Annotated in this window: 21 protein-coding genes, 1 tRNA gene and 1 pseudogene; 15 read left to right on the forward strand and 8 right to left on the reverse strand. The window is 72.4% G+C overall.

Going from position 1 to position 24,421, the window contains the following annotated elements:
* Nucleotides 1–13 precede the first annotated feature (13 nt).
* Entirely contained in the window at nucleotides 14–301 is a 288-nt protein-coding gene (locus BJ959_RS10435; protein WP_153981781.1) for a helix-turn-helix domain-containing protein, read from the reverse strand.
* Between the two features lie 113 nt (nucleotides 302–414).
* Here BJ959_RS10435 and BJ959_RS10440 point away from each other — a divergent pair, with 113 nt between their 5' ends.
* From BJ959_RS10440 to BJ959_RS10450, 3 genes are read left to right on the forward strand one after another with little or no spacing between them, the layout of a single operon-like run.
* On the forward strand, nucleotides 415–1,065 hold the full coding sequence (locus BJ959_RS10440) for a CpaB family protein (protein WP_153981782.1): 651 nt from the start codon (nucleotides 415–417) through the stop codon (nucleotides 1,063–1,065).
* A 1-nt stretch (nucleotide 1,066) separates the two neighbouring features.
* Nucleotides 1,067–2,530, forward strand: a complete 1,464-nt coding sequence (locus BJ959_RS10445) for a nucleotide-binding protein (RefSeq protein ID WP_153981783.1) — start codon at nucleotides 1,067–1,069, stop codon at nucleotides 2,528–2,530.
* Between the two features lie 9 nt (nucleotides 2,531–2,539).
* Nucleotides 2,540–4,045 (forward strand): histidine kinase N-terminal domain-containing protein, encoded by a 1,506-nt coding sequence (locus BJ959_RS10450; RefSeq protein WP_153981784.1) that lies wholly within the window; start codon nucleotides 2,540–2,542, stop codon nucleotides 4,043–4,045.
* A gap of 161 nt (nucleotides 4,046–4,206) precedes the next feature.
* Here the strand turns inward: BJ959_RS10450 and BJ959_RS10455 are convergent, their stop codons facing one another.
* Entirely contained in the window at nucleotides 4,207–4,455 is a 249-nt protein-coding gene (locus BJ959_RS10455; RefSeq protein ID WP_153981785.1) for a WhiB family transcriptional regulator, read from the reverse strand.
* Nucleotides 4,456–4,657: 202 nt separating this feature from the next.
* On the opposite strand from BJ959_RS10455, the gene BJ959_RS10460 reads away from it, so the two are divergent.
* Nucleotides 4,658–5,050 (forward strand): hypothetical protein, encoded by a 393-nt coding sequence (locus BJ959_RS10460; RefSeq protein ID WP_153981786.1) that lies wholly within the window; start codon nucleotides 4,658–4,660, stop codon nucleotides 5,048–5,050.
* A 22-nt stretch (nucleotides 5,051–5,072) separates the two neighbouring features.
* On the opposite strand, the gene bcp is transcribed toward BJ959_RS10460, so the two are convergent.
* Together bcp and BJ959_RS12480 are read right to left on the reverse strand one after the other, a co-directional pair.
* A complete protein-coding gene (bcp, locus tag BJ959_RS12475) occupies nucleotides 5,073–5,546 on the reverse strand; it encodes a thioredoxin-dependent thiol peroxidase (protein WP_165878981.1) in 474 nt (157 codons plus the stop codon).
* 222 nt (nucleotides 5,547–5,768) lie between these two features.
* Nucleotides 5,769–6,452: pseudogene (locus BJ959_RS12480) on the reverse strand (DedA family protein); the annotation flags it as partial.
* Between BJ959_RS12480 and BJ959_RS10470 the strand changes: the two are divergent.
* From BJ959_RS10470 to BJ959_RS10480, 3 genes are all read left to right on the forward strand, one after another.
* Nucleotides 6,340–7,506, forward strand: a complete 1,167-nt coding sequence (locus BJ959_RS10470; RefSeq protein WP_153981788.1) for a glycosyltransferase — start codon at nucleotides 6,340–6,342, stop codon at nucleotides 7,504–7,506. The pseudogene BJ959_RS12480 and the gene BJ959_RS10470 overlap by 113 nt on opposite strands.
* A 32-nt stretch (nucleotides 7,507–7,538) precedes the next feature.
* Nucleotides 7,539–7,611: transfer RNA gene (locus BJ959_RS10475), tRNA-Lys, on the forward strand.
* A gap of 123 nt (nucleotides 7,612–7,734) precedes the next feature.
* The gene (locus tag BJ959_RS10480) at nucleotides 7,735–8,346 is read left to right on the forward strand and encodes a LysE family translocator (RefSeq protein WP_153981789.1); all 612 of its coding nucleotides are present in this window, start codon (nucleotides 7,735–7,737) and stop codon (nucleotides 8,344–8,346) included.
* Nucleotides 8,347–8,380: 34 nt separating this feature from the next.
* On the opposite strand, the gene ppsA is transcribed toward BJ959_RS10480, so the two are convergent.
* The 3 genes from ppsA to BJ959_RS10495 form a co-directional block, all read right to left on the reverse strand.
* Nucleotides 8,381–10,759, reverse strand: a complete 2,379-nt coding sequence (gene ppsA, locus BJ959_RS10485) for a phosphoenolpyruvate synthase (RefSeq protein WP_153981790.1) — start codon at nucleotides 10,757–10,759, stop codon at nucleotides 8,381–8,383.
* Nucleotides 10,756–11,631 (reverse strand): pyruvate, phosphate dikinase/phosphoenolpyruvate synthase regulator, encoded by an 876-nt coding sequence (ppsR, locus tag BJ959_RS10490; protein WP_153981791.1) that lies wholly within the window; start codon nucleotides 11,629–11,631, stop codon nucleotides 10,756–10,758. Before ppsR ends, ppsA begins: the two co-directional genes overlap by 4 nt.
* Nucleotides 11,632–11,751: 120 nt before the next feature.
* Nucleotides 11,752–11,979, reverse strand: coding sequence for a hypothetical protein (locus BJ959_RS10495; RefSeq protein ID WP_153981792.1), 228 nt, complete (start codon nucleotides 11,977–11,979; stop codon nucleotides 11,752–11,754).
* A gap of 160 nt (nucleotides 11,980–12,139) precedes the next feature.
* On the opposite strand from BJ959_RS10495, the gene BJ959_RS10500 reads away from it, so the two are divergent.
* From BJ959_RS10500 to BJ959_RS10510, 3 genes are read left to right on the forward strand one after another with little or no spacing between them, the layout of a single operon-like run.
* A complete protein-coding gene (locus tag BJ959_RS10500) occupies nucleotides 12,140–12,697 on the forward strand; it encodes a TetR/AcrR family transcriptional regulator (RefSeq protein WP_153981793.1) in 558 nt (185 codons plus the stop codon).
* An 8-nt stretch (nucleotides 12,698–12,705) separates the two neighbouring features.
* Nucleotides 12,706–15,624, forward strand: a complete 2,919-nt coding sequence (locus BJ959_RS10505; RefSeq protein WP_153981794.1) for an MMPL family transporter — start codon at nucleotides 12,706–12,708, stop codon at nucleotides 15,622–15,624.
* Entirely contained in the window at nucleotides 15,621–17,489 is a 1,869-nt protein-coding gene (locus BJ959_RS10510; protein WP_153981795.1) for a YhgE/Pip family protein, read from the forward strand. The genes BJ959_RS10505 and BJ959_RS10510 overlap by 4 nt, the downstream gene beginning before the upstream one ends.
* A gap of 119 nt (nucleotides 17,490–17,608) precedes the next feature.
* On the opposite strand, the gene BJ959_RS10515 is transcribed toward BJ959_RS10510, so the two are convergent.
* On the reverse strand, nucleotides 17,609–19,123 hold the full coding sequence (locus BJ959_RS10515) for an amino acid permease (RefSeq protein ID WP_153981796.1): 1,515 nt from the start codon (nucleotides 19,121–19,123) through the stop codon (nucleotides 17,609–17,611).
* Between the two features lie 194 nt (nucleotides 19,124–19,317).
* Here BJ959_RS10515 and BJ959_RS10520 point away from each other — a divergent pair, with 194 nt between their 5' ends.
* From BJ959_RS10520 to BJ959_RS10540, 5 genes are read left to right on the forward strand one after another with little or no spacing between them, the layout of a single operon-like run.
* Nucleotides 19,318–20,697, forward strand: coding sequence for a glutamine synthetase family protein (locus BJ959_RS10520; RefSeq protein ID WP_153981797.1), 1,380 nt, complete (start codon nucleotides 19,318–19,320; stop codon nucleotides 20,695–20,697).
* On the forward strand, nucleotides 20,678–21,454 hold the full coding sequence (locus BJ959_RS10525) for a gamma-glutamyl-gamma-aminobutyrate hydrolase family protein (protein WP_341799860.1): 777 nt from the start codon (nucleotides 20,678–20,680) through the stop codon (nucleotides 21,452–21,454). Before BJ959_RS10520 ends, BJ959_RS10525 begins: the two co-directional genes overlap by 20 nt.
* Nucleotides 21,451–22,809, forward strand: coding sequence for an aldehyde dehydrogenase family protein (locus BJ959_RS10530; protein WP_153981798.1), 1,359 nt, complete (start codon nucleotides 21,451–21,453; stop codon nucleotides 22,807–22,809). Before BJ959_RS10525 ends, BJ959_RS10530 begins: the two co-directional genes overlap by 4 nt.
* A 14-nt stretch (nucleotides 22,810–22,823) precedes the next feature.
* Entirely contained in the window at nucleotides 22,824–23,612 is a 789-nt protein-coding gene (locus tag BJ959_RS10535; RefSeq protein ID WP_153981799.1) for a 3-oxoacyl-ACP reductase, read from the forward strand.
* A 10-nt stretch (nucleotides 23,613–23,622) separates the two neighbouring features.
* Nucleotides 23,623–24,414: a FadR/GntR family transcriptional regulator gene (locus BJ959_RS10540; RefSeq protein WP_153981800.1), complete on the forward strand. Its 792-nt coding sequence runs from the start codon at nucleotides 23,623–23,625 to the stop codon at nucleotides 24,412–24,414.
* The last annotated feature ends 7 nt before the right edge of the window (nucleotides 24,415–24,421 follow it).

A 24,421-nucleotide genomic window follows, 5' to 3' on the forward strand; every position in this document is an offset into this window, starting at 1 on the left:
CGAGCGCCGCGGCTCACCCGCGGCGCAGCCGGCCGCGCCGCTCGCCGAAGAGCTCGGCGACATCGGCATTCTGGACCTCGTGCCAGAGGGCGGCCCGCCGCGCCTCCTCGTACTTGTCGGCGATGAACGACGACAGCACCGACTGCTCGACCCGCCACTGCCCGATCGATCCCAGGCGGATCGCCGGCAGCTCGCCGGAGCGCACGAGCGCCACCACCTCGGCGGCGGAGAGCGCGAGCACCTCCGCCACGTCGGTGAGGGTGAGGAAGCGCCCGGGCTCGAGCGGCGACGAATCCGTCATACGTCCAGTATCCGCCCGCGGGGGGCCGTGGGCCCGCCGTGTGGATAACTGCGGCGGCGCATCCGGCTGATGATCAGGATCGGTCGCGACCACCCGCCGTGCCTGGAGGACCGATGACCGAGAACACCCCGCGCGCCGCCGAGGGGGCGGCAGCCCGTGCCGCCCGCCGACTCGATGCCCGCCTCCTGGTCGGCCTGCTGCTCGTGATCGCCTCGGTGGCCGCCGTGGTCGGCATCGTCGGGGCCGCCGACGAGGGGGAGGAGCTGCTCGTCGCACCCAGCGATCTGGTCGCCGGGCAGGAGCTCACGGTCGGCGACCTCGAGGTGCGCCGCGTCTCGCTCGGGGTCGAGGCCCACGGCTACGCCGGCCCCGCCGATGTGCCGGAGGAGGGCGTCGTCATCAGCCGCGCCCTCGCCGCCGGCGAACTCGTGCCGCTGAGCGCGCTCGGCGACCCACGCGGTCCCGTCGCGACGACCATCGTGGTCAGCCTCTCCACTCCGCTCGGGGCGACTGTGCGCGCCGGCGACGCGCTCGACCTGTGGTCGTCGCCCGCGATCGAGGGCGGCCGGTTCGGTGCGCCGTCCGTCATCGCCTCGGGCGCTCAGCTCGTCCGCACGGTCGCCGCCGAGGGCATCGTCGCCGCGGAGGAGGGCGGGCGCGTCGAGCTCCTGGTTCCGCGCCGCGATGTGGCGCGCATCCTGCACGCGCTGGCCAACGGCGACGCGCTCGCCGCGGTTCCCGTGTCGCTCGCGATCGGAGGCTGACGTGCTCATCGCGCTCGCCGTTCCGGGGCTCGACCTCGACACCGTCGAGCTCGCCCTGCTGCGCGCCGGGCACGCCATCGCCTGGCGGGCCGCCGATCAGGACGACGTGCTCACCCAGCTGGCGCAGCGTGCGCCCGATGTGCTGCTCGTCGCCGACCATCCCGCAGTGGCCACCAGCGGCGTCGTGGGCGCAGCCGACCTGCTGGGCGTGCGCACGTGCCTGATCGCCCTCGCTGGCGCCGATCTCTCGCCAGGGGCCGCGCGGCTCGGCGTGCTCGACGTGCTGCCGCTCGGGGCCGAGGGCCTCGATCTCGGGATGCTCGACGCGGGCCGAGCGCCAGCCCCCGCACCACTGCCCCTATCGGCCGAGGCACCGACCCCGGCCGCGGTACCGACCTCTGCCACGGCACCGGCCCAGCCCGCGGCGCCCGCCCTCGACCCCGGGCTGGTGCCCGCCGCCGCGCCGCCCGCCGCCGCGCCTCCCCGTGTCGCCGAGCACTCGCGGGCGGAGGCCTCGACCCCTTTCGTGCGCCGGCCGCGCACGATCGTCGTGTGGGGTCCGGCCGGCGCGCCGGGGCGCACGACCCTGGCCATCGGCCTCGCCGCGGAGCTCGCCGGTCGAGGCCACGCCGTCGCCCTCATCGACGCCGACACCTACGGTGGCACGATCGCCCCGGCCCTCGGGCTGCTCGACGAGGCACCCGGGTTCGCCGCGGCCTGCCGGCTCGCCGGTGCCGAGGCGCTGACCATCGCCGAGCTCGACCGCATCGCCCAGCCGAGCCCGGCCGCGAACGGTGCGGACATGGTGGTGCTCACCGGCATCGGTCGGCCGCACCGCTGGCCCGAGCTCTCGGCCGGGCGCGTGGCCTCGGTGCTCGAGCGCTGCCGCCGCTGGCGCGAGGTGATCGTCGTCGACGCGGGCTTCAACCTCGAGGCCGATGAGGAGCTCAGCAGCGACCTCGCGGCGCCGCGCCGCAACGCCGCGACCATCGCCGCGCTGCGGGCCGCCGACGAGGTGGTTGCGGTCGGGTCCGCCGACCCGGTCGGCCTCGCGCGGCTGCTGCGCGCGCACGGCGACCTCGTCGAGGCGGCCGAGGCCGCGCGGGTGCGGGTGGTCGTGAACCGGGTGCGGGCATCCGTGCTCGGCATCGACCCGCACGGGCAGGTGCGGCAGACGCTCGAGCGCTTCGTCGGGGTGCGCGATGCCGTCTTGATCGAGAACGACCCGGATGCCGCCGACCTCGCCCTGCTCACCGCCCGTCCGGTCACCGTGGCTGCCCCGCGCGGCGCGCTGGGTCGCGGCATCGCCGAGCTCGCCGACGCGCTCGGGTTCGCGCGGTCCCCGGCGCTGCGCACCGGCGCCCGCTGGGCCGCCCGTCTCGGGGCCCGGCGGGGAGCGCCGCACCCCGCGGCCTCGCAGTCGCCCGCTCTGCACTCCGCAGCCCCGACCGCGCGCCCCGGCTAGCCTGGGGGCGTGTCGACGCTCTCAGACCTGGTGCACGAGCACAGTGATGCCGACGAGACTGACATCGAGTGGCTGCACCTGCTGCTCGCCGACGGGCAGCTGATCGCCGACCTCGCCTTCGCCGACATCGTGCTGTGGGTGCCCACGCGCGCCGGCACCTTCCTCGCTGTCGGGCACGCGCGCCCGAGCAGCTCAGCCACCCTCTTTTACCGCGATTTCGTCGGGCAGGAGGTGCGGCCCGAGTGGCGCAGCCAGGTCACCGAGGCCTTCGAGACCGCCGCGATCGTCGACTCCTCGTCGCCCGACTGGTACGAGGAGACGCCGACGCGGGTGCGGGCGATCCCGGTGATGCGGCGACCCGGCAGGGACGGCGAGGCGGTGAGCGAGCATCCGATCGCCATCATCACCCGGCACACGAACCTCAGCGAGGCGCGCATGCCGAGCCGCCAGGAGCTGACCTTCAACGAGTGCGCCAACGACCTGTTCGCGATGATCGCCGCCGGCGACTTCCCCGACCTGGCCGCGCCGAGCATGCCTCGCCGCGGCGCTCCGCGCGCGAGCGACGGGCTCGTGCGGCTGGACCTCGACGGCACCGTCACCTTCGCGAGCCCCAACGGCCTGAGCGCCTTCAACCGCATGGGCTTCGCCGGCGAGCTCGAGGGTCAGTCGCTCGCCACCGTCACCACGCGCCTGCTCGCCGGTCGCCCGCAGCAGGTCGACGAGTCGCTGCCGCTCGTCGTCACCGGCCGAGCGCCGTGGCGCACCGACATCGAGTCGCGCGGGGTGACGGTGACGCTGCGCACCATCCCGCTGTTCCGCGACGGCACGCGCATCGGTGCGATCGTGCTCGTGCGCGACGTCACCGAGGTTCGGCACCAGGAGCGCGAGCTCATCACGAAGGACGCGACGATCCGCGAGATCCACCACCGGGTGAAGAACAACCTGCAGACGGTCGCGTCGCTGCTGCGCATCCAGGCCCGCCGCTCGCACGCCGAATCGACGCGCGAGGCGCTCACGCAGGCCATGCGCCGCGTGGCCGCCATCGCCGTCGTGCACGACACCCTCAGCGAGGGGCTCAGCCAGAACGTCGACTTCGACGTGGTGTTCTCGCGCGTGCTCATGCTCATCGCCGAGGTCGCGTCGAGCCACAACACGGTGGTGCATCCGCGCTCGACCGGCACGTTCGGCACGCTGCCGAGCGAGTACGCGACCCCGCTCGCGCTCGCCCTCACCGAGCTCGTCACCAACGCCGTCGAGCACGGCCTCGAGGGGCGGCCTGACGGCGAGGTCGAGATCATCGCCTCGCGCAGTGACGAGGCCCTGTCGGTGAAGGTGCGCGACAACGGCGGCGGCATGCCCGAGGGCAAGGTCGGGTCGGGGCTCGGCACGCAGATCGTGCGCACGCTCATCCAGGGCGAGCTCGGCGGAACCATCGACTGGCACACCCTCGAGGGCGAAGGCACCGAGGTCACGATCGACGTGCCGCTGCTCTACCTGCAGAAGAAGCGGGCCTAGGCGTCGCGGCCGCGGGCAGCCGGTACGCGCGGGTGCGGAGCGCGGGCGCGTCGCGCGAGCATCCGCGCGCCGTGCATGCGCAGACAGCACGACGCCCCGGTCGCATCACGCGGATGCGGAACCGGGGCGTCGGGTGCGGTGCGAGCCGCGCGGGCCGCGGGTCAGGAGGCGCGGCGGGCGCGAGCGGCGCGGCGCTTGAGAGCGCGGCGCTCGTCTTCGCTGAGGCCGCCCCACACGCCCGAGTCCTGGTTGGTCTCGAGGGCGTACTGGAGGCAGGCCTCGGTGACCGAGCATCGGCCGCAGACGGCCTTGGCCTTCTCGATCTGGTCGACCGCGGGGCCGGTGTTGCCAACCGGGAAGAACAGCTCGGGGTCGGCAGTCAGGCAGGCTGCTTTGTCGCGCCAATCCATGGGGCAGTGCTCCTTTGTGTTGTGCAGCAGCACGCCATCGAGGGTTGAACGACGCGCCACAAGAACCGGTTTTTCACCGGCTCGCAGGTGAGAGAGAAGAAGACCTGGGAAGTCGCCCACCGCTTTGTAGGCGTCACATCAACCGCAATAAGGCTCCCATAGGCTGGGCGTCAAATCAATAGTTTTGTATTGGGTGGTTCATGTGAGCGAAACACGCCGTTCATCTCTGGTCACCGTTCTGGTCGTGCTCCTCGCCGGTCAGACGGCCCTGCTGATCGGCCTTACGGCTTTCCTCGTGATCGAGCTGCTGCTCGCCGAGGCGCGTTTCCCGCCAACCGCGATCGCCCTCACCGTGCTGGTGCTGCTGATCGCCGTGTGGCTCGTCGCGATGACCGTCGGCGTGCACCGCGGCCGCGCCTGGACGCGCGGCAGTGTGCTGACCTACCAGTTCCTGCAGCTCGCCATCGGGGTGGGCAGCATCCAGGGGTTCATCCCCCGCCCGGACATCGGCTGGTGGGTGATCGCCACCGCCGTGCTCGGGCTGATCCTCATCCTGAGCACGCCGGTGACGCGGTGGCTCGACCAGCGCGACTAGCGCCGCCGGTCAGGTTCGACCTCTAGTCGAGGCCGAGCTTCTTGCGCAGGCTCGCGACGTGGCCGGTCGCCTTCACGTTGTAGAGGGCGTGCTCGATCGCGCCCTTCTCGTCGATGACGAACGTCGAGCGGATCACTCCCATGACGGTCTTGCCGTACATCGACTTCTCGCCGTAGGTGCCGTAGGCGTTGTGCACGGCGAGGTCGGGGTCGCTGAGCAGCGGGAAGGGCAGGTGCTCCTCCTCGGCGAACTTCTGGAGGGCATCCGGGCCGTCCTTCGAGACGCCGAGCACGGTGTAGCCGGCGCTCGTCAGCGAGGCCAGGTTGTCGCGGAAGTCGCAGGCCTGCGTCGTGCAGCCCGGGGTGCTCGCGGCCGGGTAGAAGTACAGCACGACCTTCTGGCCGGCGAAGTCGGCGAGTGAGACGTGCGCGCCGTCCTTGTCGGGCAGCGTGAAGGCGGGGGCCGGGGTGCCGGGCTCGAGGCGGGTCGCGGTCATGAGGTGCTCCTTCGACGTCGGGGCGCGGGGCGCGCGCCTGATCAGTGTATGGATGCCGGCCCGACGTCGGCTGGGCGTCGACCGTGAAGCGTTCCGCCGTCGCGCCGAGCGCGCCACGAGGGTGTCGATCGTGAGCCCTAGCGCGATCGCGACGACGATCGACAGCCCGACGGCGAGCAGGGGCGCGTCGGCCAGCACCGCGCCGACGGCCGCGCCGACGGCGACGTTGTAGACCGCCCAGGCGAGGCCGGCGAGGGCCGACAGGGGCAGGAACCTCCGCAGTGGCAGGCCGCTCGCGCCGGCGGCGAGGTTCACGGCGATGCGCGCGAAGGGCACGTAGCGCGCGGTGAGGACGAGAACGGCGGTGCGTGTGAGGATCGCGCCGCGCGTCCGGTCGAGCGCGTGCCGAACGCGGCCGGTCCGCTGCCAGCGCCAGCGGTCGAGCCCGATCCGGCGGCCGAGCGCGAAGCAGAGCGCATCGCCGCTCACCGCACCGGCGGCGGCGACCACGATGACGGGCAGCAGGGCGGGGGACCCCGTGGCGGCCCACACGGCCCCGAGGGCAACGACGAGGGTCTCGCTCGGCAGCACGACGAGGAAGGCGTCGCCGATGACGAGGGCGAGCAGGGCGGGCAGCAGCCAGCGGGACTCCGCCAGCGCCAGCAGGGTCGCGTCGTCCACGGCAACCGTTGTACGGCGTCGAGTCGAGCGGCGGGGGAATCCCCCGTGAACACTCCGTGTCGCCCCGCGCTTCGCCGTGCATCGGGATGCCCGTCCCCCCGACGCTGTGATCGTGAGAGTCGCCCTGGTCGCAGAGACGTTCCTTCCCCAGATGAACGGCGTGGTCGGGTCGGTGCTACACGCCGTCGCCCACCTGCGCGAGCGGGGCGACGAGGTGCTGATCATCGCCCCCCGCCACGCCGGCGCCCCCGAGTCGGTCTCCGTTTCGGGCGCGCGCGTCGAACGCGTGCCCTCGGCGGCGCTGCCCGGCTACCGCGACCTGCGCCTCGGTCTCGCGAGCGTGCCGCGGATGACCGCGGTGCTGCGCGACTTCGCCCCCGACGTCGTGCACCTCGCCTCGCCGTTCCTGCTCGGCTGGCAGGCGCTGCGCGCTGCCGAGCAGTGCGATCTGCCGGTGGTCGCCGTCTACCAGACCGATGTGCCGTCGTACGCCGAGCGCTACGGGGTGCCGGGTCTCGCGACCGCCTTCACCCGGCACGTCGTGCGGCTGCACGAGCGGGCGAGCATCACGCTCGCGCCGTCGAGCGCGGCGATCGACTGGCTGCGCGATCAGGGGGTGCCGCGCGTGCGCCTCTGGGGGCGCGGCGTCGACGGCACGCGCTTCCACCCGCTGCGCCGCAGCGAGCCCTGGCGGCGTGCGCTGGCCCCCGGCGGGGAGCTTCTGATCGGCTACGTCGGGCGGCTCGCGCCGGAGAAGCAGGTGCGCGACCTCGCGGCCATTGCGAGCATCCCGGGTACCCGTCTGGTGATCATCGGCGACGGCCCGGAGCGCGCCGCCCTCGAGCAGCTGCTGCCGGGGGCTGCCTTCCTCGGATTCCTGCAGGGGGAGGAGCTGGCGCGTGCTGTCGCCAGCCTCGACGTGTTCGTGCATCCCGGCGAGCACGAGACCTTCTGCCAGACCGTGCAGGAGGCGCTTGCGAGCGGGGTTCCGGTGGTGGCGACCGGGCGCGGCGGCCCGGTCGACCTGGTCGACAGCAGCCGCACCGGCTGGCTGTACCGGCCCGGAGACCTCGTCGACCTGCGGGATCGCGTGCTGGACCTCGTCGGGGACGACCGCAAACGGGCCGCGTTCGCGCTGGCCGCGCGCGACGCGGTGGCCCACCGGACCTGGCACAGCCTCGGGGAGCAGCTGCGGCAGCACCACGCCGACGCGCGCCGCGAGCACGGCCGGCGACCGGCCCCGGCTCCCGGTTTGGCCAAAGGGGATCCTGCCGCGTAGTATGGGCGACTGGTCGCTCTCCGAGAGACCGAGCACCTCTAGCTCAATTGGCAGAGCAACTGACTCTTAATCAGTGGGTTCCGGGTTCGAGTCCCGGGGGGTGTACGAACGGCCCCGTTGCTCTCGCCAGCGCGGGGCCTTTCGCTTTCCGCCGGCGGCCCGCGCGTGCTGCGCGGCTGCGCGGGCGGGTGTCCGACGGCGGGCCCCCCGGTGCACCAGAATCGAGCCATGCAGCTCGAGATCTGGCTCGTCTTCGCCCTCGCCGCACTCGGGCTGTCGCTGACGCCGGGGCCGAACGGGCTGCTCGCGCTGACCCATGGCGCGATCTACGGGGTGCGGCGCACGGTGTTCACGGTGCTGGGCGGCGCGGTCGGGTTCGCGGTCGTCATCGCCGTGTCGATGTTCGGCATCGGGGCGCTGCTGACGGCGGTGCCCGAGGTGCTCACCGTGCTCAAGTGGGTGGGTGGTGCCTACCTGGTGTTCCTCGGCATCCAGGTCTGGCGGGCGCCGGCGATCACGGTGGCGACCGACGGAGACCGGCCGACGGCGTCGTCGTGGTCGCTCTGGCAGCAGGGCTTCCTCGCCGCGGTCACCAACCCCAAGGGCATCCTGTTCTTCGTCGCCTTCCTGCCCCAGTTCATCGACCCGGCCGGCGACCTCGCCGTGCAGTTCGCCGCCATGGCGGGCACCTTCATCGCAATCGAGATCGTCTTCGAGTTGACGGTCGCCGCGCTGTCGCAGACGCTGCAGCCCTTGCTCGCCCGCGCCGGACGCTGGTTCAACCGCGTGACGGGCGGATTCTTCGTGCTGATCGGCGTGCTGCTGCCCTGGCAGGTGTGAGCGCTCAGCGCCGGGCGAGCCACAGGCCCGGCCCCTAACGATTCGCGAGCCGCAGCCAGGTCTCGACGACCGTGTCGGGGTTGAGCGACATCGAGCCGATGCCCCGGTCGACGAGCCACTCGGCGAGGTCGGGGTGGTCGCTCGGGCCCTGGCCGCAGATGCCGATGTACTTGCCGGCCGCCTGGCAGGCGTCGATCGCCATGCCGAGCAGCGTCAGCACGGCAGGGTCGCGCTCGTCGAACGAGCCGGCGACGAGGGCCGAGTCGCGGTCGACGCCGAGGGTCAGCTGCGTGAGGTCGTTCGAGCCGATCGAGAAGCCGTCCACGTGCTCGAGGAAGGCCGCGGCCGAGATCGCGTTCGACGGGATCTCGCACATCATGATGATGCGCAACCCGTTCTCGCCGCGCTTCAGCCCGTTGTCGGCGAGCACCTGGATGACCGCCTCCAGCTCGCCGACGGTGCGCACGAACGGCACCATCAGCTCGAGGTTGGTCAGCCCCATGTCGTCGCGCACCCGCTTCATCGCCGCGCACTCGAGGGCGAAGGCCTCGGCGAAGTCCTCGGAGACGTACCGCGACGCGCCACGGTAGCCGAGCATTGGGTTCTCCTCGCGCGGCTCGTACCGGTCGCCGCCGACGAGGTTGGCGTACTCGTTCGACTTGAAGTCGCTCAACCGCACGATCACCGGCTCGGGCGCGAAGGCGGCGGCGATGGTGGCGACGCCCTCGGCGACCCGGCTGATGAAGAACTCGCGCGGCGAGGGGTAGGCCTGCCAGTGCTCGTCGACCTGCTGCTGCAGGGCGGCGGGCAGCAGGTCGCGCTCGAGCAGCGCGCGGGGGTGCACGCCGACCTGGCGGTTGATGATGAACTCGAGCCGGGCCAGGCCCACCCCGCGGTTCGGCAGGTGGGAGAGCGCGAAGGCCTGATCGGGCGTGCCGAGGTTCATCATGATCTTCGTCGGGGGTTCCGGCATCGCATCCAGCGCCGTCTCGACGACCTCGAACGGCAACCGCCCCGCGTAGACGCGCCCCTCGTCGCCCTCGGCGCACGAGACGGTGACCTCCTGACCGTCGGTCATGACGCTCGTCGCGGTGCCGGTGCCGACGACGGCGGGAATGCCCAGCTCGCGGGCGATGATCGCCGCGTGGCAGGTGCGGCCGCCGCGGTTGGTGACGATGGCGGAGGCGCGCTTCATGATCGGCTCCCAGTCGGGGTCGGTCATGTCGGCGACGAGCACGTCGCCCTCGGCGAACTCGCTCATGCGGTCGATGTGGGTGAGCACGCGCACCGGGCCCGCGCCGACCTTCTGGCCGATCGCGCGGCCAGCGATGACGACCTCGCGGGCCGCGGCGTCGCCGCCGATCGCGTAGCGGGTGAGCACTTGGCCCTCGCGCCGCGAGACCACCGTCTCGGGCCGCGCCTGCAGGATGTACAGCAGGCCGTCGACGCCGTCGCGCGCCCACTCGATGTCCATCGCGCGGCCGTAGTGCTCCTCGATCGTGAGGGCGTGCCGGGCCAGCTCGTGCACCTCGGCGTCGGTGAGGGAGAACCGCGAGCGCTCGACCGGGTCGACGTCGGTGAACACGGTGCTCGTCGCCATGCTCGAGCCGCCCGCGTAGATCATCTTCACGGCCTTGGCGCCGAGCGTGCGGGACAGGATCGCCGGGCGGCCCACGCGCAGCCCCGGCTTGTAGACGGAGAACTCGTCGGGGTTCACCGCGCCCTGCACGACCGCCTCGCCGAGGCCGTACGACGAGGTGATGAGCACCGCGTCGGTGAAGCCCGACTCGGTGTCGATGCTGAACATCACGCCCGAGGCGCCGACATCGCTGCGCACCATGCGCTGCACTCCGGCCGAGAGCGCCACCTCGTCGTGCGCGAAGCCGTTGTGCACGCGGTACGCGATCGCGCGGTCGTTGAACAGGGAGGCGAACACGCTGCGGATCGCCTGCAGGAGGTTGTCGATGCCGCTGATGTTGAGGAAGGTCTCCTGCTGGCCGGCGAAGGACGCATCGGGCAGGTCCTCCGCGGTGGCGCTCGAGCGCACCGCCCACGAGACCGCGGCCGGGTCGGGGTCGTTCGCGATCAGGCGGTCGTAGGCGGTGCGGATGCTCTCCTCCAGCTCGGCCGGGAACGGCTGCCGCTCGATCCAGCCCCGGATGGTCGCCCCGACGCGGGCCAGCTCGGTCACGTCGCCGACGTCGAGCGGCAGCACCAGCTGCATGATGCGGTCGTACAACCCGTCGCCGGCGAGGAAGCGGTGGTACGCATCCGCCGTCGTGGCGAAGCCGCCGGGAACCCGCACGCCGAGGTGGCCCAGCTTGCTGACCATCTCGCCGAGCGATGCGTTCTTTCCGCCCACCTGGGGCACGTCGGCCATGCCCAGCTCGTCGAACCACAGGATGTCGGTCATCGTTCTGCTCCTTCGGAGGGGGTGATGCGGCGGCGCATCGCGGCGAGGATCACGGCCGCCATCTCCTCGACCGACCGGTCGGTCGAGTCGAGATGGGGGATGCCGTGCTGGCGGTACAGGCCCTCGGCCCAACGCACCTCGCGCGTGCACTGGGCGACGGAGGCGTAGACCGAGTCGGGCCGCCGCGCCGAGCGCACCTGGCTCAAGCGCTGCGGGTTCGCCGTCAGGCCGAACAGCCGCGCGGCTTGCGCGCGCAGCGGCGCCGGCAGCAGCGCGCCGGTCGGATCGGCGGTGAGGTCGTCGTCGGTCAGCGGGTAGTTCGCCACCACGACCCCGTGCTGCAGGGCCAGGTACATCGAGGTCGGCGTCTTGCCGCAGCGCGAGGGTGCGATGAGGATGACCTGGGCCCGGTCGAGGGCGCGCAGGCTCTGCCCGTCATCGTGCTCGATGGCGTACTCGATCGCCCACATGCGCTCGTGGTAGCGGTCGAGGTCGCCGAGGCTGTGCACGGTTCCGCGCCCCGGCTGCGCGGAGACGCCGAGGGCGGCCTCCACCTCGCGCAGGTGGCCGCCGAGCAGGTCGATCACGATCGCGGGGGCGGCGGCGACCCGCTGGCGGATGGCGAGATCGCGGATGGTCGTGAAGACCAGGGGAGGGGCATCCGACCGCGCCCGATCGGTGGCCGTTGCCGCGATCGTCGCGACCGCCTCGGCCGCCGCCTCGGGGGTGTCGACGAAGGGGATGGTGTGCCGGTCGAGCGGCACGGAGGGGAAGCTCACCAGCAGCGCGCTGCCGAGGGTCTCGGCCGTGATCGCGGTGCCGTCGGAGACGAAGTACACGGCGCGCCGTGGTGCCGCTGCGCTGTCGCCCATGCGCCCTCCCCGTGGTTGCCGGCTGCCGTGCCGTTCGCGTCACAGGCTAGACCCGCGCGGCCTCACAGCCCAGGGCCGATGGTCCCGTCGTGGGTCCCCGCGCGTGGGTGCCCGTAGGCGTCAGTCGTCGAGCTCGTCGAACCGATCGGGTCCGAGGCCCTGCGCCAGGCGGTCCTGCTCGCGGCTCTCCTCGATGACCGTGCCGACGGCGATCGCGACGTTGATGCCCCAGCTCACCCACATGAGGGCCAGGCGCCAGTCGCGCGGGCCGGTGCGGGTCGCGTTGATGACGCCCACGGCCGAGAACGCGGCGCCGAGCACCGCGCCGTTGAGGATGTACTTGCGCATGGGGCCTCCCGAGGTCGCCTCCACGCTAGCGGCTCGCGCCGTCGAGCGCCGCGGGGTGACACCGGGCAGCCGCGCCCGAGCCTGAGACTGCGCCCAGAGCATCCTCTGAGACTGACCGGGTGGTCAGAGAGCTGGCCGATCGGTCAGTACCGTTGAGGGCATGTCCCTCCACGATCAGTTGCGCGCGGTCGCGCTCGCCGAGTTCGCGAGCGCGGGCTACGCGGCGACCTCGCTGCAGCGCATCGCTGATCTGGCGGGCACCTCGAAGGCCAGCTTGCTGTATCACTTCTCGTCGAAGGAGCAGCTGCTGGCCGAGATCGTCGATCCCGTGCTCGACGACCTCGAGCGATTGCTGATCGACGACGAGGGCGGCTCGGTGCTGCGCCGCGCCGATTTCGTGGAGCGCTTCGTCGACCTCCTGCTCACCCACAGCCAGGTCGTGCCCCTCGTCATCAACCAGGGGGCCACCCTGGACGACGTGCCCGTGATGCACCGGGCCACCGAACTCATGCGCCGCGTGGCCGAGCTGTTCCGGCTCGCCAGCGGCTCCACCATCGAAAAGCTGCGCTTCGGCGTGGCCTTCGGCGGTGTCGCCTACACCCTGGCGGCCGCCGAGCGACTGGGACTCAACGGCGAGATCCCGATCGATGAGGTGCGTACCGCCCTCCTCGAGATCCTGCACGACCTGCTCGTGCCCGCCGATACCCCCGTCGCCTGAGGAGACCCATGGCCACGCTTCTCTACCGGCTCGGCCGGTCGTCGTACCGTCGCGCCCGACTGGTGATCATCGGCTGGCTGCTCGCCTTCGCCGCCGTCCTCGGCGGCGCCGTGGCGCTCGGCGGCCAGACCGACGAGACCTTCACCATTCCCGGCACCGAGTCGCAGATCGCGCTCGACCAGCTCGACGCCCTCTTCCCGGCCGTGTCGGGCGCGAGCGCGCAGGCCGTGGTCGTCGCGCCGGAGGGCTCCGCGGTGACGGATGCGGGCATCCGCGACCAGATCGCGACGCTGCAGGATGCCCTGACCGAGGTCGACGGCGTCGACTCGGTGCTCGGCCCCTTCGACGAGTTCGCCGACGGGCAGGTCAGCGATGACGGTTCGCTCGCGATCGTGCGCGTGCAGCTCGACGGCGCATCGAGCGACGTCTCGGAGGAGACGATCGCCGCGCTCGTCGCGACCGCCGACACGGTCGACGTGCGGGTCGAATTCGCCGGGCAGATCTTCCAAGACACCACCGTCGGCCTGACGATCACCGAGGTGCTCGGCGTGCTGTTCGCCGGCGCCGTGCTCGTCATCACCTTCGGCTCGCTGCGCCCGGCCTGGATGCCGCTCGCCTCGGCGCTCATCGGAGTCGGCATCGTCGTCGGCGGAATCCTCGCCCTCGCGGCCTTCCTCCCGGTGTCGAGCTCGGCGCCGCTGCTCGCCGTGATGATCGGGCTCGCGGTCGGCATCGACTACGCCCTGTTCATCCTGTCGCGCCATCGCGCCCAGCTGGCCCAGGGGATGGACCCGGAGGAGTCGGCGGCCGTCGCCACCGGCACCGCCGGCAGCGCGGTCGTGTTCGCGGGCGCCACCGTCATCATCGCCCTCCTCGGCCTGCTCGTGGTCGGCGTGCCGTTCCTCTCCGTCATGGGCGTCGGCGCCGCCTTCGCCGTGCTCGTCGCCATCGCGGCGGCCGTGACGCTGCTGCCCGCCCTCGTGGCCACCGCCGGGGCGAAGCTCGCGCCGAAGGAGGGCTCGCGCGCCTGGCAGCGGGCCCACCCCGTCGCCGCGAGCGCTCCGACCATGGGGCGGCGCTGGGTGCGCGGCGTGATGAAGCGCCCCATCGTGACGACCGTCTCCGTCGTCGCCCTCCTCGGCGTGCTGTCGATCCCCGCCTTCTCGCTCGACCTCAACCTGCCCGACGGCGGCAGCGAGCCCGCCGGCTCGACCCAGCGCGAGGCCTACGACCTCATCGCGGAGGGCTTCGGACCCGGCACCGCCGGCCCGCTGCTCGTCACCCTCGACATTACGCAGACGACCGAGATCCTCGACGACCTCGCGGCGATCCGCTCCGAGCTCGAGCGGGTCGAGGGCGTCGCGAGCGTCAGCCCGGGCATCCCCTCACCGGGCCTCGAGACCGCCATCTACCAGGTCGCGCCCGAGACCGCGCCCGATCACCCGGCGACCAAGGTCGTCGTCGCCGACCTGCGCGCGGCGGGCGAGCGCATCGAGGCCGAGTTCGGCACCCCGCTCGCCGTGACGGGCGTCACCGCGGTCGGCATCGACATCTCGACCCGGCTCACCGGTGCGCTGATCCCCTTCGGGCTCGTCGTCGTCGGCCTGTCGGTCATCCTGCTCATGGCCGTCTTCCGCTCGGTGCTGGTGCCGGTCAAGGCCGCCCTCGGGTTCCTGCTCTCGGTCGGCAGCGCGATGGGTGTCACCGTCGCTGTCTTCCAGTGGGGCTGGGGCGCCGAGCTGCTGCACGCCGAGCCCGGGCCGATCCTCAGCTTCATGCCGATCATCCTCATGGCCGTGCTGTTCGGCCTCGCGATGGACTACGAGGTCTTCCTCGTCTCGGGCATGCGGGAGGAGTTCGTGCGCACCGGCGATGCGAAGCGGTCGATCGAGGACGGCTTCGCGAACGGCGCCCGCGTCGTCACCGCCGCCGCGCTCATCATGTTCTTCGTCTTTGCCGCCTTCGTGCCCGAGGGGGCGGGGCTCATCAAGCCGATCGCCCTCAGCCTCGCCGTCGGCATCGCGATCGATGCCTTCCTCGTGCGCATGACCCTCGGGCCCGCGCTCATGACGCTGTTCGGCCGGGCCGCCTGGTGGTTCCCGCGCTCGCTCGACCGGGCGCTGCCCGACCTCGATGTCGAGGGCGAGAAGCTGCGGCACCACCGCGAGCACCGCACCTGGGCCGAGGCCATGGGCGACGCCGTGATCGTCGCCGACCGGCTGGGCCTCGACGGCACGGATGCGGAGCTCACGCTCACCGCCCGCCCCGGCGACCGCGTCGACCTGGTCGGCGAGCCCGGCCTGCGCCGCGTCGCCGGCGCCACCCTCGCCGGCTACCTGCCGCCGCGCTCGGGCCGCGCCGTGGTCGCCGATGCCGTGCTGCCCTCGGAGGCCGGCCGCGCGTCGCGCCGGGTCACCCTGGTCGACGTCAGCGGCGACCGGCTCGCCCCGAGCGTGACGATCGGCGGCCTCGTTAGCGAGCGCATCGCGCTCGCCGCCGGGTACCCGCGCGGCGCGCGCCGCACCCAGCGCTGGATCGCCCGCCTCGCGGCGGCCGCCGCCGCGGTCGGCGTCGAGCCGGGCGCGCTCGTCGACCCGGAGGCCCGCGTCAGCAGCCTCGACGCCCGCCGTCGGGCGGTCGTGCTCGCCGGCGTCGCCACCCTCGACGCGTGCCCCGTGATCGTGCTCGACCACCGGGACGACGCGCTCGACGCCGACGACATCGACATGCTCGACGCCCTCGTGCAGCGGCTCGCCCCGACCCCCGTCGTGCGGGTGTGGGGCCGCGAGGCCGGCTCGACGCCCGGAGACGGCGCGATCCCGGCCAGCATCACCGTCGGCGCCGCTGGATCCGACCCGGCGGACGGACCCGCCGGCGAGCGGGCTGCCGACCCCTCTCTCGCTCTCTCCGAAAGGAGCGGCTCATGACCGCCGCCGTCACCGCCGTCGCCGACCGCATCGTCCCCCGTGGTCGGACGCGTCGCTGGCTGACCATCGTCGCCGCGGCCGTCGTTCCGCTCGCGCTGCTCGGCCTCGCCCTCGCCGCCTTCGGCACCAGCACGAGCGGTCTCGAGCGCATCCCCGCCGCCGTCGTGAACGAGGACGAGCTGCTCACCACGACCACGCCCGATGGCGAGGAGCAGATCGTGTTCGCGGGCCGTCAGCTCGTCACCGAGCTGACCGGCACCGACGACGCCGGCTTCGCGTGGCGCGTCACCAGCGCCGACGAGGCGCAAGCGGCGCTCGAGCGCGGCGACGTCTACGCGGTGCTGACGATCCCGAGCGACTTCTCGGCCTCCCTTCTCACCATCGGCACGGCCGATCCGGTGCAGGCGCAGCTGCGGGTCGAGACCGACGACGCGCACAGCTACCTGGCCGGCTCGGTCGTCCAGGCGGTCGGCAGCGGACTCGCCCAGCAGTTCGGTGCCGCGATCACCGCCCAGTACCTCGACGGCCTGACCGCCGGGCTCGGCGAGCTCGGCACCGCCCTCGGCGAGGCCGCCGACGGCGCCGCGGCTCTCAGCGACGGCGCGAGCCAGCTCAGCGGTGGGCTCGCCGAGCTGAGCGACGGCGCCCGCGCGTCGGCCGGCGGAGCCTCCGCCCTCTCCAGCGGCATCGCCGAGTACACGGGCGGCGTCTCGGCGCTCTCCTCGGGGCTCGGGCAGCTGCGCACCGGCGCCGGGCAGCTCGACGCGGGCCAGGCGGCGCTCGGGGGCATCCCCTCGTCGGCCGGCGCGCTCGCCGGTCAGCTGGCGGCCCTCGCCCCGGTGATCGCTGCCTCCGATCTCAGCCCCGCCGACCAGCAGGCGTTCATCGACGCCCTCACCGACGCGCAGATCCTCGCTGGCACCGCGACCGCGGTCGTGCCGCCGCTCAACGCCGGCATCGACGGCATTCAGAGCGGGATCGCCGAGAGTGCCGCGGGCGCCGCCGCGCTCGCCGCCGGCGGGGCCGAGCTGCGCTCCGGCTCGGCCGGGCTGGCCTCGGGCCTCGGTGCGCTCGCCGGCGGCACCTCCGAGGTGTCCTCCGGTGCGGCCTCGCTGGCCGACGGCGCGGGCGAGCTCGCCGACGGCCTCGCGACCGGTGCCGCACAGGTTCCCGCCGGCGACGCCGGCGACAGCGCGATCGCGAGCGAGCCCGTCGTGGTCGACGCCAACCGTGTGAACGCCGTCGACGGCATCGCCCCGGTCATCGCCGAGACGCTCGTGCCCCTCGGGCTCTGGATCGGCGCTCTCGCCACCTTCCTGGCGCTGCGTCCCGCCGCGCGCGGGGTCATCGGCACCTCGGCCGCGGGCGGCATCATCGTGCGCCGCACCGTGGGCCGGGCATCGCTGCTGGCCCTCGCGCAGGCCGGGCTCGTCACCCTGCTCGTGCACGCGGTCAGCGGTCTCGCCCTGAGCCTGCTGCCGGTGACCTTCGCGTTCACGGCGCTCATCGCGCTCGCCTTCACGGCGCTACATGCGGCGCTGACGCTCACGCTCGGGCGGGGCGGCCTCGTGGTCTCGCTGCTGCTGCTCGCGCTCCAGCTCGTCGCGGCGGGCGGCATCATCCCGATCGCAGCGCTCGCCGATCCCTTCCCGGCCCTCAGCGCCGTGCTGCCGATGACCGCCGCGGTCGACGGCATGCAGGCGCTCCTGGCGGGTGGAGACCCGGCCCGCATCGTCGCCGCCGCGGGAGCCCTCGTGCTGCTCGGTGGGGTGTCGCTCGTGGTGGCACGGCTCGCGGCCGGTCGTGCCCGTCGACGGGATGCTCTCGCCGCGTTCGCGCCCGCCCTCGTACCGGCGGCCGGCTGACGGAGGGCATCCCGCCCCGAACGCGGACGGCGCGGGCCGCGAGCGCGAAGGCTCAGCGACCCGCGCCGCGCGCGGGGCCCGGTCGGGCGACGCTGCGCGCGCCGCCCGACCGGGGCTGCTCACTCCTTGGTGAGCTCGTGGGTTCCGCCGCTCAGCGCGTACTCCTCCTCGGGGGAGAGCACGAGCTGCTTGCGGTAGTGCAGCCCGAAGCCGAGCAGGATCAGCACGTAGACGATGATGATCGCCACGATCGCCGCCTGGAAGGCCGGGTTGATGAGCAGACCGATGAAGACGAGCGCCGAGATCGCCGCGGCGCTGTAGGCGCCGAACAGGCCCCAGGGGCTCTTGTAGGGCCGCTCGACGTCCGGCAGCTTACGGCGGAGGATCAGGAACGAGACCATCTGCAGGAAGTACGCCACGACAGCGCCCCAGACCGCGATGTTGAGGATGATCGCGCCGGCGACGGCACCCACACCCTCCGGGTCGAGGCGGGCGAGCAGGTCGAGCGCGACGATCGCGACGAAGCCGACGACGGCTCCGACGGTGAGCGCCACCCACGGGGTCTGGTTCTTGCCGGTGAGCGACAGGAACTTCGGGTAGTAGCCCGCGCGCGACAGCGAGTACATGTTGCGCCCGTAGGCGAACATGATGCCCTGCAGCGAGGCGAGCAGTCCGATGAGCGCGAAGATCGCGAGCACCGCCGCGAGCTCATCGCCGACGATCGCGCGGAAGCCGTCGAGCAGCGGCTCGAGCGAGACGCCCGTCGCTTCGGCCCCGAGCACGCCCGTGTTGAGGAACAGCACGAGCAGACCGGTGATGATGAGCGTGCCGCGCGCCAGCACACCGGCCCGCGGGATGTCGCGCTGCGGGTTGTGCGACTCCTCCGCCGCCAGCGGAAGCTCCTCGATTCCGAGGAAGAACCACATGGCGAACGGCAGCGCGAACAGGATGGCGAGCCAGCCCTCGGGCAGGAACGTCGTCGCTCCGGCGACCTCGGGGTTGGGGGCGATGTCCCACAGCTTGTCCCACGAGAACAGGCCCGAGGCGAGCGCCATCACCGAGAAGACCAGGATGATGCCGATGGCGATGATCGCCACGACGATCGCGAAGCGGAACGAGATGTGCGCGCCGGCCGAGTTGAGGGCGACGAAGGCGACGTACAGGACGATCCACCAGATCCACATCATGTCGGCCTCGGCGAGCGAGAAGTTCAGCAGGCCGCTCGTGACGCCGTCGAGGTACTGGGCGGAGAAGAACACGATGACCGCCGTGGTCGCGACGTACTCGATGGTCTCCGCGGCACCGGTCACAAGTCCGCCCCACGGGCCCATCGCCGACCGTGCGAACGAGTAGGCGCCACCCGTGTGGGGCATGGCGGCCGACATCTCGCTGATCGAGAACGTGAGGCCGTAGTACATGACCATGAGCACGGCGAAGGCGATGAGCATGCCGCCGAAGCCGGCGAAGTCGATGCCGAAGTTCCATCCCGAGAAGTCACCCGAGATGACCGCGGCGACCGCGAGGCCCCAGAGGCCCCAAACGCCCGCCGAGCGGCGCAGCCCGCGCTTCTCGAAGTACGACTGGTCGACGCTGGTGTACGTGACACCGCCCGTCGCCGTGGTTTTTTCCGCCATTCATTCCTCCTGGGGGGTGGTGGGCATGGATCGGCGAGGCGGCATCGGGCGCCACGCTGCGCCTTGGTGATTGAGCATGTCGCTAAAGGTCGGCTGTGTCCACCATTGCGCACCACTTTTTTGGTGTCGCCCGCTGAACTGCGCTGAGTCGCTGTGGTACTAATGGTCGACACCTGAGCCAAGGGAGGCCGTCCATGTCTGCTGCGCCGTCGACGATCCAGTCGGGCAACCTGACGATCGCCCAGCTGGAGGGGCTCATCGATGCGGGCGAGATCGACACCGTCATCGTCGCCTTCACCGACATGCAGGGCCGCCTCGTCGGCAAGCGGGTGTCGGCGCGGCTGTTCCGCGAGGAGGTCGGCGCTCACGGGGCCGAGTGCTGCAACTACCTGCTCGCCGTCGATGTCGAGAACAACACCGTCAGCGGCTACGCGATCTCGAGCTGGGAGAGCGGCTACGGCGACATGGTGATGCGCCCCGACCTCGGCACCCTGCGCCGCGTGCCGTGGATGGAGGGCACCGCCCTCGTCCTCGCCGACCTGCTCTTCCTCGACGGCACGCCCGTGCCGCCGAGCCCCCGCGCGATCCTGCAGAAGCAGATCGATCGGCTCGCCGAGCTCGGTCTGGTGCCCTACGTCGGCACCGAGCTCGAGTTCATCGTGTTCGACAACACGTACCGCGACGCCTGGTCGCGCGGCTACCGCGACCTCACCCCGGCCAGTGATTACAACATCGACTACGCCCTGCTCGCCTCCACCCGCATGGAGCCGCTCCTGCGCGACATCCGCAATGGCATGGATGGCGCGGGCATGTACTGCGAGGGCGTCAAGGGCGAGTGCAACCTCGGCCAGCAGGAGATCGCCTTCCGCTACGCCCACGCGCTCGCCACCTGCGACAACCACTCGATCTACAAGAACGGGGCGAAGGAGATCGCCGACCAGCACGGCAAAGCGCTCACCTTCATGGCCAAGTTCAACGAGCGCGAGGGCAACAGCTGCCACATCCATCTCAGCGTGCGCGGCACCGACGGCGCGGCCGTCATGGCCGGGGACGGTCCGCACGGCTTCTCGACGCTCATGGAGCACTGGCTCGCCGGGCAGCTCGCCGTCATGCGCGAGTTCAGCCTGTTCTTCGCCCCGAACATCAACTCGTACAAGCGCTACGTGCCGGGCAGCTTCGCCCCCACCGCGATCGCCTGGGGCGTCGACAACCGCACGTGCGCGCTGCGGGTGGTCGGCACGGGCCACAGCCTCCGCATCGAGAACCGCGTGCCGGGCGGCGACGTCAACCAGTACCTCGCGACCGCGGCGATCATCGCGGCGGGCATCTACGGCATCGAGAACAAGCTCGAACTGCCGCCCATCTTCGAGGGCAACGCCTACGCGGCCGACTTCCCGCGCGTGCCGGCCACCCTGCGCGACGCGGCCGACCTGTTCGCCGGCTCGCCGGTCGCCCGGGCGGCCTTCGGCGACGACGTCGTCGAGCACTACCTGAACATGGCGCGCGTCGAGCAGGCGGCCTACGACGCCGCCATCACCGACTGGGAGCGGATCCGTGGCTTCGAGCGCCTCTGACGCCGCGACCGGAGCGGCGCCCCGCCGCCCGGTGATCGGCCTGACCACCTACCTCGAGCAGGCGAAGAGCGGGGTGTGGGATGTCCCCGCCGCGTTCCTCCCGCGCGTCTACGTCGACGCCGTCACGCGCGCCGGCGGCATCGCGGTGCTGATCCCGCCGCAGCCGGTCGACCCGGCGGCGGCCGACGCGATCCTCGACGGGCTCGACGGGCTCATCATCACCGGCGGCAAGGATGTCGACGCGCGCCGCTACGGTCAGGAGCCGCATCCGACCAACGACGAGCCGCGCCTCGATCGCGACGCGCTTGAGGACACCCTGCTGCAGCGCGCCCTCGCGCGCGACATCCCCTTCCTCGGCATCTGCCGCGGCATGCAGGTGCTCAACACCACGCTCGGCGGCACGCTCATCCAGCACCTGCCCGACGTCATCGGGTCGACCCGCTACAACGCGGGCGGGGGAGTGTTCACCCCGAACCCGGCGATCACCGTGCCGGGCACCCGCGTCGGCGCTCTGCTCGGCGACCGGGTGACCGTGCAGAGCTACCACCACCAGGCGCTCGACGCGGTGGCCGACGGCCTCATCGTCAGCGCGGTCGGCGACGACGGCATCATCCAGGCGGTCGACGTCGAGGGCCTCACCTTCGGCGTCGCGGTGCAGTGGCACCCGGAGGAGACCGCCGCGGACGACCCGCGCCTGTTCACCGCGCTCATCGACGCCGCCGTCGAGTACCGCGATCACCGGAAGGGCCGCGCATGAGCGAGACCACCCTCATCAACCCCGCCGACGAGACCGTCATCGGTACCGTTCGGCACACGACGCTCGAGGAGGTGGATGCCGCCGTCGAGCGCGCGATCGTCGCCCAGCGCGACTGGGCCGCCCTCGCGCCGGTCGACCGCGCCCGCGCGCTGCGCCGCTTCGCCGCCGTCGTCGACGCGCACATCGACGAGCTCGCCGAGCTGGAGGTGCGCAACTCGGGCCACCCGATCGGCGCCGCCCGCTGGGAGGCGGGCAACGTGCGCGACGTGCTCGACTACTACAGCGGCGCGCCCGAGCGGCTGATCGGCCAGCAGATCCCCGTCGCCGGCGGCATGGACGTCACCTTCCACGAGCCCCTCGGCGTCGTCGGGGTCATCGTCCCGTGGAACTTCCCGATGCCGATCGCCGGCTGGGGCTTCGCGCCGGCGCTCGCCGCGGGCAACGCCGTGCTGCTGAAGCCCGCCGACTGGACGCCCCTGACGGCGATCCGGCTCGGCGAGCTCGCCCGCGAGGCGGGCCTGCCCGAGCACCTCTTCCAGGTGCTGCCCGGCCGCGGCTCGGTCGTCGGCGAGCGGTTCGTCACCCACCCGGCCGTGCGCAAGGTCGTCTTCACCGGGTCCACCGAGGTGGGCAAGCACGTGATGGCCGGATGCGCCGCCCAGGTCAAGCCGGTCACCCTCGAGCTCGGCGGCAAGAGCGCGAACATCGTCTTCGCCGACGCCGACCTCGAGGCCGCGGCCGCGAGCGCACCCGGCTCGGTGTTCGACAACGCGGGCCAGGACTGCTGCGCGCGCTCGCGCCTGCTCGTCGAGCGCAGCGTGCTCGACCGTTTCCTCGAGCTGCTCGAGCCGGCGGTGCAGGGCTTCCGGGTCGGCGACCCGCGCCAGGCCGACGTCGACATGGGGCCGCTGGTCTCGAAGGGCCACTTCGAGTCGGTGCGCACCTTCCTCGACGGCTCGGTGCCGGTCGCCTTCCAGGGCACCGCGCCCGAGGGCCCCGGCTACTGGATGGCGCCGACCGTGCTGCTGCCGAACCGCACCGACCGGGTCGCGACCGACGAGATCTTCGGGCCGGTCGTCTCGGTGCTGCCCTTCGACGACGAGGCCGACGCCATCGCGCTGGCCAACGACTCGATCTTCGGCCTGTCGGGCTCGATCTTTACGCGCGACCTCGGCCGCGCCATCCGCGTGTCGCGCGGGGTCGAGAGCGGCACGATCAGCGTGAACTCGCACTCGTCGGTGCGGTACGCAACGCCCTTCGGCGGGTTCAAGCAGTCGGGGCTCGGGCGCGAGCTCGGCCCGGATGCTCCGCTCGCCTTCACCGAGACCAAGAACGTCTTCTTCTCCCACGCCTGATTGGAGCCCGCACCATGAGCATCACCCCCATCGACCTGACGCAACGCCTCAAGGGCAAGGTCGCCGTCATCACCGGCGGCGCGAGCGGCATCGGCCTCGCCACTGCCCGCCGCTTCGCCGCCGAGGGCGCGACCGTCGTCATCGGCGACATGAACCCCGAGACCGGTGAGGCCGCGGCCGCCGAGGTCGGCGGCCTGTTCGTGAAGGTCAACGTGACCGACGAGGCCGAGGTCAACAATCTGTTCGACACGGCGCAGGCGACCTACGGCTCGCTCGACATCGCCTTCAACAACGCCGGCATCTCCCCGCCCGACGACGACTCGATCGAGACCACCGAGCTGCCCGCCTGGGACAAGGTGCAGGAGGTCAACCTCAAGAGCGTGTACCTGTGCTCGCGCGCGGCGCTGCGGCACATGGTGCAGCAGCAGTCGGGATCGATCATCAACACGGCGAGCTTCGTCGCCGTCATGGGCAGCGCGACCAGCCAGATCTCCTACACCGCGAGCAAGGGCGGCGTGCTCGCCATGACCCGGGAGCTCGGCGTGCAGTTCGCCCGGCAGGGCATCCGCGTCAACGCGCTCTGCCCCGGCCCGGTCAACACGCCGCTGCTGCAGGAGCTGTTCGCGAAGGACCCGGAGCGCGCCCAGCGCCGCCTCGTGCACATCCCGAAGGGCCGCTTCGCCGAGGCGGAGGAGCTCGCGGCCGCGGTCGCCTTCCTCGCCAGCGACGACGCCTCCTTCATCACCGCCTCGACGTTCCTCGTCGACGGCGGCATCAGCGGCGCCTACGTGACGCCGCTGTAGGGCCTGAACCATGACGAGCGACGGCGGGCGGACGGCGGGGGAGGCCGCCGTGCAGCCCGCCGTCGAGCTCGCAGTCGCCGCTCTCGAGTCGCTCGCGCAGGAGGCGCTGTCACGCCCGGTGCGCAGCGGCAACGCCTTCGAGGAGACCCTCGCCCGCCTGCTCCAGCTGATCCGGCTCGGCATCGTCGCGCCAGGGGAGGCCCTCGCCCCGGAGCGCGAGCTCGCCGCCCGGTTCGAGGTCAGCCGCGACACCGTCCGCGAGGCGATCCGCTCGCTCGCCGACGCCGGGTATCTCGAGTCGCGGCGGGGTCGCTACGGCGGCACCTTCGTGTGCGACCCGCTGCCAAGCGGCCCGCCGGCCCCGGGCGAGCCCGGTCCCTCGCTCACCGCCGACGAGCTCGACGACATCCTCACCCTGCGCGCGGTGCTCGAGGTCGGCGCGGCGCGCGCCGCCGCATCCCGTGCCCTCACCGCCGCCGAGCGCGAGAGCCTCAACGCCCGCCTGGTCGAGCTGCGGGCCGCCGCACCCGCCGACTACCGCCGCCTCGACTCGCGGCTGCACCTCACTCTCGCCGAGCTCTCCGGCAGCCCGAGCCTGGTGTCGCTCGTGGCGGAGAACCGCATGGTCGTCAACGGGCTGCTCGATCGGATCCCGCTCATCGCGCCCAACATCGCGCACTCCGACGAGCAGCACGGTCAGATCGTCTGGGCGGTGCTCGTCGGCGACGCCGACCGGGCCGCCGCGCTCATGGCCGAGCACCTCGAGGGCTCGGAGTCGCTGCTGCGCGCCTTCCTCAGCTGAGGGAGCG

The sequence above is a fragment of the Microcella frigidaquae genome (assembly GCF_014200395.1).
In the GTDB taxonomy this organism is placed as follows: Bacteria; Actinomycetota; Actinomycetes; order Actinomycetales; family Microbacteriaceae; genus Microcella; species Microcella frigidaquae.

What these genes read in the sequence shown, in the direction of transcription:
- BJ959_RS10535 (WP_153981799.1), top strand. Translation starts at nt 22,824, where the DNA reads ATGAGCATCACCCCCATCGACCTGACGCAACGCCTCAAGGGCAAGGTC.
- BJ959_RS10435 (WP_153981781.1), bottom strand. Translation starts at nt 301, where the DNA reads ATGACGGATTCGTCGCCGCTCGAGCCCGGGCGCTTCCTCACCCTCACC.
- BJ959_RS10510 (WP_153981795.1), top strand. Translation starts at nt 15,621, where the DNA reads ATGACCGCCGCCGTCACCGCCGTCGCCGACCGCATCGTCCCCCGTGGT.
- BJ959_RS10500 (WP_153981793.1), top strand. Translation starts at nt 12,140, where the DNA reads ATGTCCCTCCACGATCAGTTGCGCGCGGTCGCGCTCGCCGAGTTCGCG.
- BJ959_RS10515 (WP_153981796.1), bottom strand. Translation starts at nt 19,123, where the DNA reads ATGGCGGAAAAAACCACGGCGACGGGCGGTGTCACGTACACCAGCGTC.
- ppsR (WP_153981791.1), bottom strand. Translation starts at nt 11,631, where the DNA reads ATGGGCGACAGCGCAGCGGCACCACGGCGCGCCGTGTACTTCGTCTCC.
- BJ959_RS10495 (WP_153981792.1), bottom strand. Translation starts at nt 11,979, where the DNA reads ATGCGCAAGTACATCCTCAACGGCGCGGTGCTCGGCGCCGCGTTCTCG.
- ppsA (WP_153981790.1), bottom strand. Translation starts at nt 10,759, where the DNA reads ATGACCGACATCCTGTGGTTCGACGAGCTGGGCATGGCCGACGTGCCC.
- BJ959_RS10520 (WP_153981797.1), top strand. Translation starts at nt 19,318, where the DNA reads ATGTCTGCTGCGCCGTCGACGATCCAGTCGGGCAACCTGACGATCGCC.
- BJ959_RS10480 (WP_153981789.1), top strand. Translation starts at nt 7,735, where the DNA reads ATGCAGCTCGAGATCTGGCTCGTCTTCGCCCTCGCCGCACTCGGGCTG.
- BJ959_RS10505 (WP_153981794.1), top strand. Translation starts at nt 12,706, where the DNA reads ATGGCCACGCTTCTCTACCGGCTCGGCCGGTCGTCGTACCGTCGCGCC.
- BJ959_RS10440 (WP_153981782.1), top strand. Translation starts at nt 415, where the DNA reads ATGACCGAGAACACCCCGCGCGCCGCCGAGGGGGCGGCAGCCCGTGCC.
- bcp (WP_165878981.1), bottom strand. Translation starts at nt 5,546, where the DNA reads ATGACCGCGACCCGCCTCGAGCCCGGCACCCCGGCCCCCGCCTTCACG.
- BJ959_RS10455 (WP_153981785.1), bottom strand. Translation starts at nt 4,455, where the DNA reads ATGGATTGGCGCGACAAAGCAGCCTGCCTGACTGCCGACCCCGAGCTG.
- BJ959_RS10540 (WP_153981800.1), top strand. Translation starts at nt 23,623, where the DNA reads ATGACGAGCGACGGCGGGCGGACGGCGGGGGAGGCCGCCGTGCAGCCC.
- BJ959_RS10530 (WP_153981798.1), top strand. Translation starts at nt 21,451, where the DNA reads ATGAGCGAGACCACCCTCATCAACCCCGCCGACGAGACCGTCATCGGT.